The following is an 11270-nucleotide window of genomic DNA, read 5'->3' on the forward strand; positions in this document are numbered from 1 at the left end:
AAGTTAATGACTGGTAAAAATTTGAGTTAATTACTGATAAAATACCTGAGTTTAAGGAAAACCGACCGTCCCGGTTTTTGAAGTTTGTAGTTATCGAATAAGTTATTGTCTGCGAGGTTTCGGCATTCAAGAGAAATATTATATTTTCCGTTTTTCACCGTGTAATTAGCCATCACGTTATGGGCGAACTGACTTGGAATTACATCCTGATTGCCTGTGCCAAGATGCTGCGGTGTCAAATAATACTTCTCTACATAATTGAGGCTGTAATTGATGCTTAGGTTGTTATTACTTGTTCCAATCTTGTTAAAAGTGTAACCCACATCAGCATTCCCAAAAAGGTAGGGCATATTTGGAATGCGATAGCCATAACCACGATTTGGCGTTGTGGTCGTGCCCGTTAAATTAGTACTGCTCAGGAACCGCTCTTTGTCGATGATATTTTGATAGGTGACATTAAGACTTGCCTGGAACTTGTTTTCCCAGGAATACCTGATTTCACCTTCCACCCCATTGGTCCTTACATCGCCAATATTAACATATTGCCTGTCGATCGGTTGCGTTTGTGCCTGATCCAGGCGGATGTAATCTTGGGCATTTCTAAAAATGTAGTTGGCTTCCAGGTTAACGCTATGATCCGTAGTGAAATCAAAGGCATACAAAACACCAAGGTTGATATTGTCGCTGCTTTCAGGTTTCAGCGCAGCATTTCTTCTCGTATATAAACCATCACCTAAAAGCTCCACAGCCTCGGGCAGACGGTACGTATGTTCAAAAGATGCCTTAGCCTGCAATTTTGGTAATAAGAAATAAGCCATTGCGGCACCATACCCTATTTCATTTGTTTTGGTGGTTGACTCCTGATAGCTGGCCACGCCCGTACCATTAGCCACCTGCTCAAAGGAATTTGCATCCAAAAGATAGAGCTTCGAGAATGCCGTAGCTGTGAATTTATCGTAATTTGCCTGCCAGGCAAGTCCCATGATTTGCTTATTCAGCTCTTGAGGATACAAAAAAGTCACATTGTTTGGATTTTCTACATCACTTGATTTTCTTCTGAAATCCGTCATCACATAATTGAAAGACACCGCATGATTTTGATGAAGTGCATAGGCAAGATTTGCTGTGATGAGCCCTTCCTTATCCTTATTCTTCAGCTGTGACCTGCTCAACTCGGCAGTGCTGGTTGGGATGGTTTCCTGCAACCAGTTGAATTTAAGCCTGGTGGTATCGATAAATTTATGGTTACTCCTGTTATATGCTGTATATAAGCTCAGGTCCAGACCCTTAATAAACAGGTCGGCCTTTTTATACTTTAAAGTAGGAATGAGTGAATTGGAAGTAGAAGTTCTTGCCCCGAAAACCTGGTCCATGGTCACACCGGTTTGAATATCTCTATCGTTGCCTGAAGCAATCACACCAATTAGTAACTGGTCAGCATATCTTTTACCGGAAACACCCGCTTCCACTTGCACAGTAGCAGACTCATAACCATCATGAAACCGCTCGACTTCCTGTGTCGGGGCTCTTTGACCGGATTGCGCACCAGAAAGGACAATTGGGTTGACATTCACTTTATAGTTGTTATCCGAAAAGTTGTAAAATGCATTGGTGCGAATTGTGAAGCCTGTTTTGCCATTCGTGTAAGCATGGCTGAGCGCAGCTTTGTGGGTATTGAAGGAGCCGTAACCGTAGGAAACATCCAGGAAATTCGGATTGCTTCTGGTGACCAAATTTACTGCCCCACCTAAAGCATCTGCCCCTAAATGAATGGGAAGGACGCCTTTATAAATCTCAATCCTTTCGGCCATATTGATCGGGAAATTGTTCAGTGTCAGGGAAGACCCGAAATTATCCATAGGTATGCCATCCAGGAAAAACTTCACCTGTTTACCCGAGAAACCATTTAAGGAAAAGCTGAAATTAGAGCCTACGCCACCATCTTCACGAACACGGACGCCTGAGGTTTTATTCAAAGCCTGGTTTAAATCTGCAGAACTGTTGTATAGTTTTTTGGCATCAATGACATTGATATTAAAGGCCTGCTCTTTAAGCGCTTTTGCCTTGGTTTTCCCCTCAATGGTTAACTCCTCAAGTTCATTATCCTGGCTTTGGAGGATGATTGTATTTAAAGACAGGTCGCTGCCCGGCACTACGCGGACTTTTAGGGTTTGCTTTTTATAACCGACCAGCGATAATTCTAGTTCATAGGTACCTACAGGAGCTGAAAGGCTGAATTGTCCGTTATCGAGGGTTGATGTGTGTGCTTCATTTCCTTTTAAGCTTATCGTTACATCCGCTATTGGGTTGTTGTTCTCATCCACGACCTTTCCTGTAATTGTTCGGTTAGGGGACTGACCAAAAGACACAAATCCAGTCATTAAGATGCTGACCAATAGAATAGGTGCGCAATAGTTCCTCATAAATTTTAAATAGCCAGGGTTTGCAATCATTATTTTGTTTATAAAGCCGTAATCGCCTTAGCGCCGAATAACATTTTGTTCGGTTTGCAATATTACATCTTTTATTCAATATTTAGAATGATTCTATATAATTTGTTTAGAATGATTTTAAATAGTACTTTCGTTGCCATCAAACACCAATAATTTTTGGCTAAGGCTAGTTATATTCAAAAATTTATGAAAGCGCAAACAATTAAGAAGTGGTTTAACATTCACAAATGGACAAGCCTGATCTGTACCTTATTTCTGTTAATGTTATGTGTTACAGGGCTTCCACTGATTTTTAGTCATGAAATTGAAGAATATTTCGGTCATAGCCTCGCCCTTCCTGAGGTACCTGCCGAGACACCGCCGATAACAAAGGACCAGGTGCTGAAAGCGGCCTTAGACCAACATCCCGGTAAAGTGATGAAATATATTTTCTGGGATGAAAAGGAATCTCCACACCAGATGTTTCTCACTTTAGCTGACTCTGCTTCGGCTCCACTGGAAGCCGATCATTACATGACCATGGACCAGCGGACGGGGAAAGTCCTGCTTTCAACACCAAGTGAAGCTGATTTTATGCACATCATGTATTACCTGCATGTGGAAATGCTCGCTGGTTTACCTGGAAAGTTATTCCTCGGAGTGATGGGGCTGCTATTTATGGCTGCCCTTGTTTCGGGTGTGGTATTATATAGCCCGATCATGAGGCGTTTTAATTTTGGCATGATCAGGACTGAAAAATCTGACCGGCTGAGGTGGCTTGACATGCATAATATGCTTGGAATCGTTACCCTTGCCTGGGTTGCTGTTGTGGGTTTAACCGGCGTAATCAATACCCTTGCAGATCCTGCAATTGATTTATGGAGAAACGGCGAGCTTGCTGAAATGGTGGCAGAATATAAAGATGTACCAGCGGTAAAAGATGGCTCCTTAAGTTCGATTGATGCTGCCGTTGAAGAAGCCAAAAAGGCCGCCCCAGGCATGGAAATGTCTTTTGTTGCCTACCCCGGAACACCCTTTTCCAGTAAACACCATTACGCCGTGTTCATGAAGGGAACTTCACCTTTAACTTCCCGGATCATTAAACCTGCCCTAATAGATGCCAAAACGGGAAAATTAACTGATATCAGGGACCTGCCCTGGTATTTGAAAACCATTTATATTTCGCAGCCCTTTCATTTCGGCGATTATGGCGGCATCCCATTGAAGATACTTTGGGCAGTATTTGATATTGCTTCTATTTTCGTTCTGATATCAGGGCTTTATCTATGGTTCGCAAGGCGCAAAGCCAAAGCAGCACAATTAGCAAGATTTACAGAGAATTCGGAGTTGATGACGCTGTCTATAACGGAAGAAAATGATAATGAAAAGTAATAATTTTTTAAAGTTATGGGGAATGCCTATTTGGATGGCCTTTGTAACAATGACAGGTTTGATCCTGGCTATTCTTGGAACGGGAATATGGCACCTATTATCATGGCTAGCACTCACTGTGCCGGTTTACGTGATGTTGAAGTATGGAAAGAAGTTTTTTATACTGTTTTATAGCTTTGCCCTTTTTTACTGATTTTATTGCTTGATTTCTTTTCTTAATTTGATTGTCGTATGTTTCACAAATAAGCGCATGAATCGATTGAGTTGATCAGGTTAACCGTTAAAAGAAAAATATCAGCTATTAAGAAGTAAAACGCATGGAAGAAGTAAATAAACAAGAAACAGCCTTCAAAAAGTTTGATGCTTACAATCAAAAGGATCCTCATTCAATGGTTTGGGAAGGAGTTATCTATCCCAGAGAGTATTTCCTGGCCTTGAAATTACACGAATGGGTGACTAAAATCAACCCGGCAGCTAACGAGGCCCTTTTATTGGCTTCCAGGTGTCAGCACATTGGCAGATGGGAAATCCCCCGTGAGAGTTATGCTCCAGGGCGGGAATCTTACCTTAAATGGAGAAAGGACCTTGCACATTATCATGCCCAAAAAGCAGGTGAAATCCTTCAGGATTCCGGCTACAGTGAGGAGGAGATCAGCAGGGTTCAGGAAATCATCCTGAAGAAAAAATTAAAGCTGGATAGTGATGTTCAGACTATGGAAAATGCGCTATGCCTGGTTTTTTTAGCCTTTCAATACGAGGAGTTTCATCAGCAACACAACCACGAAAAGGTGGTCAACATACTCAGGAAGTCCTTATTAAAGATGGATGAAGCGGGTCACCAACTCGCATTAACCTTAAACTATTCCCCTGAGGGCTTAGGTTATATCAAAGAGGCGCTTAGCCTGGTGTAGAGGGTATTAATAGGGGGGATTATCCCCCTTATCCAACCAACCAACCAACCAACTAACAACACGATTACTCAAATTTGGTAGAACTATATTCTTTCAAAAACCTTTTTTAAAGCAGCTAGTAAAAAAGAAATGAATAAAACAATCATTACCGGGGCAAAGATTTCTATCCAACCGATTCCTCCCCAGGTGAATTTTATGATAAAAAGAATTAAACTAAGTAATATCCCCAATGAAATTAAAACATCCTGAAGCCCTCTGTGATTTCTTCTTTTTTGATATGCTCTTCTCTTTGCCATAAAGTGATTCTTTAATTTTTGGAAAACAGTTGAATTTGTAAACCAAAAGTAGCTTTGCATAAAACGCTTTCCTTACGGGAAACCGTAAAACCCTAATTAGCTTCCTAAAGCTTGATAAAGGGGCTTGTGCTTAAAATGAATTGGATTTATGGATCATTGATGAAGTATATACTTATTTAACATATAATGAGTCAGCGGCATTAACCTTTTTCTATTGTCCAGCGGGTATTCACCAGCTGCTGTATAAAATTCCACACTATCTCTTTTTATCTTTTTGTACCAAACCTTCCCTAAAGAATTTCGGGTAATTGTATCCGGACGTGTGATTTTTTTCAAATGAGTTACCTTAAAAGTATCTAAAGCGATGATCGCGGCATCACCAAACTTTTCATCACATGGAATGGATTCATATTGATTCCCTGTCCAATACATACATTGATTGCTCTTTTCTGAAAAAACAGTCCAACCAGTTGAAAGAACTACAGCGGCAATAAAAGTCACAATAACCATATTGAACCTCTTTGGAATTAAAAAAGGTCCTTTAAGGCTAAATACATTGTTGATATTGGCTGGGGTTGAGTTGAATTTGTTAATTGAGTCCTCGCTACACTCAACACTATTGAAATTCCCTACGACTTGTTGTGGCTCAGGAACAGCAGAATCGATTACAGAAATCCCATTCGTCCCCTTTTTTAGAGAGCCTTGTGACTGAAAATTAATTAGCCAGGCCAAAAGCTCGATATTTTTATCCTGGGTATCAGCTGTTTCGCCTTTTAGAAACTTCACAAGAGGCCTGAATTTATCTACATCAAAATTCCTGATTCTTTGTACGTAATCATTCCCTGCATCTATTGGCCCAAAAAACAATCGTAATACACGATCATCTTTAGCGGAGCCTTTTTCGGCATAGACATGCAAACACTCTGCTCTTAATCCTGAGCGTGTTGGTCTCATTAAATTGAAAGAGAGTATTTGGTTATCCCTCTTCAGCACATAGTCAGCAAATACTTGCTGTTGATAATTAGTAGACATTTTTTGAGGCGTTAACATGCAAAATTAATCGGAATTTCCGGAATTCCTAAAGCAATACCGGAATTCTGCCGGAATGATCGGAATTACCGGAATCGATTGATAGTTAATCATTTAACCCCATCTACATTTGTTTTAGAAATCAGCGGAAGTTCTGCGCAGCTAACTGAACTACTTCAATCTGATATCTAAAAGAGTGAATCTCACGGTGGCTTAAAACCGGTTTGGGAAGCAGCTTAAAGCTTCCGTGATTGAAACTCACCACTTCCCAAAAATTTCAGAAGGCCTTCTGATTTGCAATTGTAGCAATCCCCGCGAATGATTCGCGGGGCCCTACTGAGTTTATCATTTCTAAATTTTTGACCATGTTTTTACCATTAATTATTGCCATTTTATTAGGATTGGCAAGCCCCTCAGATACAAACAGTACCAACAACACCAATACGACAGAAAGCGTTAGCGATGAAGGAAACACCGGTGGTGACACTGGAGGAGAAATTGGACATACGCCAATTAGAAACTAGCTATAGCAAAGAAGAGGAAAGTTCAGCATTCCTCTTCTTTTTACTTTAGAAATAAGTAATTTAGTTGGGTGAAAAAACTGTTAGCGCTAGTATTCGTTTGCCACTTACTTTTTTCCTGTGTGAAGCAGGAAAAGCAACTCAGTAAGGAGCTTTTAAAAGAAAAATATGACAAGGCAAATGATTTCTTTGATGGAAATCGTTATGACAGCGCTTTTTACTATTACAATAAAGTAGTTTCCTCCAGTCCGGATAGCTTATTGGTAGGCAAATCGTTATTTAATATGGCGATCACCCAATCCGTACAGGGCGATTACTTCGGTAGCGACGAGTCTGCAGTAAAGTCCTTGAACTACTTTAACCAGACGCATACCTCCTATCTTGGAGCGGTTTACAATACCATTGCAATTAACAAAACTAATTTAAAAGCCTACCCGGAAGCTGTCATTTGGTATAAAAAGTCAATCGCTATTACTTCCGATTATAAGGACAGCTTGATGTTCCAGAATAACCTGGCGGTTGTGCATTTCAGATTAAAAGAATACAACACGGCTAAAGACATTTTTAAGCAGCTACTTGAAAATGATACCGTAAAAAGTAACCCAAACCTATTGGCAAAGGCGATTGATAATTTCACCTACACTAAATGGCTCGAGAATCCAAACTATGAAGCTGCTCCAGGATTGTTGAAAGCACTGACGATCCGTAAAAAGGGAAATGATTTGTGGGGACAAAATGCAAGTTTTTCTCACCTTGCTGACTATTATAGCAAGAACAACCCTGATTCAGCATTAATATACGCTCACAAAATGTATCAGATGGCAAATCAATTGAATAGTGCAGATGATCGGCTGGAAGCGCTTCAAAAACTGATCAAGTTAAGTACGGCAGAAACAACTAAGCGGTATTTTGAGATTTATCAACAGTTAGGTGATAGTGTACAGACCGCACAAAATGCAGCTAAGAATCAGTTTGCCATTATACGTTACGAAACAGAGAAACATCAGGCAGATAACCTCAAATTACAAAAAGACAATACGGAGAAAACATATCAGCTTATGATCGTCCTCATCAGCACCATTTTGTTGTTTATTGCAGGGGTTTTTTGGTATAAAAAAAGAAAACAAAAGCTGGCACTGGAGGCGCAGCATGCAATTAAAGAAAGTCAACTGAAAACATCAAAAAGAGTACATGATGTTGTTGCCAACGGTTTATATCGCGTGATGACGGAAATTGAAAACCAGGAGCATATCCACAAAGAGCATGTGCTAGATAGAATAGAAGATCTCTATGAAAAATCCAGAGACATTTCTTATGAAACACAAGAACCTTCCGCAGCTCAATTTCATGAAAAAATATCTGAACTGCTTACCTCCTTCGCCACAGAAAGCACTAAAATGCTCATCGCAGGAAATGCACCGGAGTTGTGGGACAGCGTGAATGCGAAGGTCCAATATGAAATAAAGCACATTCTCCAGGAACTGATGGTTAACATGAAAAAGCACAGCGGCGCCAGCAACGTTGGTGTTAGGTTTGAGCAGAAATTCAATCATATTTATATTTACTACACTGATAATGGGATTGGTATGAAAGAAAGTACCAAGAGAAATAATGGTTTGAGAAATACGGGAAACCGTATTGATACCATTAAAGGAGCAATTACCTTTGATACCAAAGTAGAAAAAGGACTAAAAATTCAAATCTCATTTCCCCTTGCTTAATCATAAATGATGTTCAAAAGAGTATTAATTGCTGAAGACCACGAAACAACCAGCATTTCTGTAAGGAAAACATTGGAGGATCTGGGCATACCACAAACCGATTATACTTATTACTGTGATGATGCATTAATGCACATCAAAAAGAACGTTCTTAGCGAACAGCCTTATGATTTGCTGATTACTGATCTTTCTTTTGAGGAAGATCACCGCAAGCAAAAACTTTTGGGTGGTATGGAATTGATTGCTGCTGTTAAAGCCGTACAACCGAATTTAAAGGTCTTGGTGTTCTCCGCAGAAAACAAGGCTGCTGTTATCGACACCCTTTTCAAAGAGCTGGCCATTAACGCCTATGTGCGTAAAGCACGCCACGATGCCAAAGAGCTTAAATTGGCCATTGAGGCCATTTCTATTAATAAAACCTTCATCTCTGATAATTTGAAGCAGGTCGTGAAGCAAAAAAATGTTCACGAATTTTCGGCATATGATATCACGATCATATCCCTGCTCTCGCAAGGTACCTTGCAGAAAGAAATTCCAGCTTACCTTCAAAAGAACAATATCAAACCCGCTGGCTTAAGCAGTGTTGAAAAACGGCTTAACCTCATGAAAGAAGTTTTGGATTTTTCTAAAAACGAACAACTGGTAGCTTACTGTAAAGACTTTGGAATAATTTAATAGAGTGCAACTCCATTAAATTGATAATTACGGTTTCCCGTAATGAACAGTGTTCTGGTTGGGGTACTTTTGGTAAACAAAATAACAAAATTGTGTTACAATAATCTTTGATCGGAGGGAAGGATCCTATCAAATTATAGATAATTAGTAAAAGCATTAGCTCTCGAAAATGTTGAGATTGTTTTCCAGTTACTTTAAAAGGATGGAAGCAATCTCGCATTTATACATGCCTTTTGCCTCCTGCAGGATCATAGCTCTTTGGCATTAGTTAATTAAATCCTTTTTATAAACTTCAATCAACATTGGTTTACTATACTCGTCAAAAACGTAAACTTTATCTTTTCCCATCAGCACAAAACTGTATTCAGGGCCATAAACCCTCACATAGGTATCCGACAAGTTCTTCCAGCTATCCGTAGCAGGATTGTATTGATAAAGATGGCTTTTATGGATATTCCCTCCAGCAATATAACCGAGGCCGTTAATCGCAAAACCTATAGTTGCAATAGCTGCTTCAGGAAAGTCCGCGATTTGCTCCCACCGCTCTTCTTTTGGAGCATACCTATAAAACTTCTTCGTTAAGGTACTTGTAGCTCCGCAACCTACATACGCCTTATTGTCAATTACAAAACTTGAAGATCCATTTCTAACTGCGTCGCCATAGTTTGTTGGATAATCTATAATTTTCTTCCAGTTGTTTGTGGTGCGGGAATATTCATAAAACGAGTTATCTGCAGCGTAGGATGCATGGTAACGTGGAGAGGAAGTTCCTAATCCAATATATACCTTGTTTCCGAGACAAAACATTGTACCAAACATGCGTGCAGTCAGTGGATAATCTGCCAATTGCGTCCAGGTATTAGAAACCGTGTCATACTCCCAAAAATTATCATTTGTGCTTTCCCGATAAAAGTAAAGCTTAGTACCATTACCATTCATTAAGCCGTTAGAAATTACAAAAGGCATATCTATTTTAGTCCAGCTTAAATCTTGGGCATTAAACTTCCACAGCTGTGCTGATGTCGTATTATAAGTAGCTGTACCCAACACATAATTGCTATTATTTGTAAAAGAATAACCCATTGGTCGATATATATTTGAAGGCACATCATCAGTTACAGGTACCCATTCATTCGTTAGTTTAATTTTACCGGCTCCTATAGACGGCTGCTGTGCAATCCTTAAAGAGACTGTCCCTTCGCGGGATGGATAAGGTATATATGGAATGTCAAAGGAGAGTTGGCTGCTGCTGGAAGATTTAAACGGCACAGCCTTTCCGTTTACATAGAGAACATTATAGGCAGAGTTTGGGTGAAAGTACTTCCCTTTTATGGTAATGAGGTCAAATATTCTTCCAGAGGAAGGCATAGAAATAACCTCTGCCGGACGCAGGTTGAATTTCGCCTGGCTTTCAGTCGTCCAACCCTGTGCTGTGACGCTGATCACCTGGGGCCCAGCTAAAGTCTCATCAGGGACTACGACAGAGAGCTTACTTCTGCTATTTGCAATAACCCTGGCCTTTTTATTTCCAAACGTGACTACATTCCCTTCAGCAAAATTACTGAAATGAGCTCCGGTAATTTCAAGCGTATCCCGGAAGGTGGCCAAGGTTGTAAACTGGGAAATCTCAGGTTTATACGTTTTAAATTCCTTGGCAATGGTATCGATTGAATTGACATTGGTAAAAAAAACCAGTGGATCTGGACGTTTAATAGTTTGAGGCACAATGCACTTTAACACGGAATCGTTCAACATGAAAGTAGGTGAATGTTCGTTATCAAATTTCACGATAATAGACTGCTTACTAAAGTACTTGCCTTTAATTGTTAAGGTATCACCAAGATGGGCGCGAAGTGGAAATATAGAATCTATGCGCATCACTTTATTACCTTTGGACTCAAAAGTCTTTAAATTGAAAAGTTTAATGCGTGAAGGAGTTTGAACAAAAACAGTAAAATAGTACTTAACATCTTTAGGAATGCCATTAAAAACATCCATTTTAAATTCGCCAACAGTAATAGCTTGAGTAGCGAATACAAAATAATTACTTGTTTTAAATGTGCTATCAGGAGATATAATAAAACCAAACTGTTTTAGACTGTCGGGAATTTGATTGATGACGGCATTAAAAGTTACGCCCCCATCCTCGTATACAACTGCCGACAATGTTTGCATATCCGGCTTAAGGATGATTGGCGTTGTCGGTTCTTCTGCCTCCTTTTTCTTACAGGAGTAGATCAATAAAAAAAGCGAAACGACAACGAGTAATCTGTGAGAGATCGTAATTTTCATG

The 11270-nt window shown here is 39.8% G+C and carries 9 protein-coding genes; 5 read left to right on the forward strand and 4 right to left on the reverse strand.

Features of this window, described 5'->3' with window-relative positions; translation table 11 throughout:
* Positions 1-26 precede the first annotated feature (26 nt).
* A complete protein-coding gene (locus WG905_RS08205; protein ID WP_339591234.1) occupies positions 27-2423 on the reverse strand; it encodes a TonB-dependent receptor in 2397 nt (798 codons plus the stop codon).
* Positions 2424-2639: 216 nt separating this feature from the next.
* On the opposite strand from WG905_RS08205, the gene WG905_RS08210 reads away from it, so the two are divergent.
* Positions 2640-3824 carry a PepSY-associated TM helix domain-containing protein gene (locus WG905_RS08210; protein ID WP_339591235.1) on the forward strand — a complete coding sequence of 395 codons (1185 nt, stop codon included), beginning with the start codon at positions 2640-2642 and terminating at the stop codon, positions 3822-3824.
* 317 nt (positions 3825-4141) lie between these two features.
* Complete coding sequence (locus WG905_RS08215) at positions 4142-4735, forward strand: DUF4202 domain-containing protein (RefSeq protein ID WP_339591236.1); 594 nt, start codon at positions 4142-4144, stop codon at positions 4733-4735.
* Between the two features lie 83 nt (positions 4736-4818).
* Here the strand turns inward: WG905_RS08215 and WG905_RS08220 are convergent, their stop codons facing one another.
* Both WG905_RS08220 and WG905_RS08225 read right to left on the reverse strand, forming a co-directional pair.
* A complete protein-coding gene (locus WG905_RS08220) occupies positions 4819-5091 on the reverse strand; it encodes a hypothetical protein (RefSeq protein WP_339591237.1) in 273 nt (90 codons plus the stop codon).
* Positions 5092-5184: 93 nt separating this feature from the next.
* Positions 5185-6063 (reverse strand): hypothetical protein, encoded by an 879-nt coding sequence (locus WG905_RS08225; RefSeq protein ID WP_339591238.1) that lies wholly within the window; start codon positions 6061-6063, stop codon positions 5185-5187.
* A 362-nt stretch (positions 6064-6425) separates the two neighbouring features.
* Here WG905_RS08225 and WG905_RS08230 point away from each other — a divergent pair, with 362 nt between their 5' ends.
* From WG905_RS08230 to WG905_RS08240, 3 genes are all read left to right on the forward strand, one after another.
* The gene (locus WG905_RS08230; RefSeq protein ID WP_339591239.1) at positions 6426-6584 is read left to right on the forward strand and encodes a hypothetical protein; all 159 of its coding nucleotides are present in this window, start codon (positions 6426-6428) and stop codon (positions 6582-6584) included.
* A gap of 119 nt (positions 6585-6703) precedes the next feature.
* A complete protein-coding gene (locus tag WG905_RS08235; protein WP_339591240.1) occupies positions 6704-8302 on the forward strand; it encodes a tetratricopeptide repeat-containing sensor histidine kinase in 1599 nt (532 codons plus the stop codon).
* Positions 8303-8308: 6 nt separating this feature from the next.
* Complete coding sequence (locus WG905_RS08240; protein ID WP_339591241.1) at positions 8309-8977, forward strand: response regulator; 669 nt, start codon at positions 8309-8311, stop codon at positions 8975-8977.
* Between the two features lie 264 nt (positions 8978-9241).
* On the opposite strand, the gene WG905_RS08245 is transcribed toward WG905_RS08240, so the two are convergent.
* The gene (locus WG905_RS08245) at positions 9242-11269 is read right to left on the reverse strand and encodes an IPT/TIG domain-containing protein (RefSeq protein WP_339591242.1); all 2028 of its coding nucleotides are present in this window, start codon (positions 11267-11269) and stop codon (positions 9242-9244) included.
* Position 11270 lies beyond the last annotated feature (1 nt).

This window comes from Pedobacter immunditicola, assembly GCF_037482985.1.
In the GTDB taxonomy this organism is placed as follows: Bacteria; Bacteroidota; Bacteroidia; order Sphingobacteriales; family Sphingobacteriaceae; genus Pedobacter; species Pedobacter immunditicola.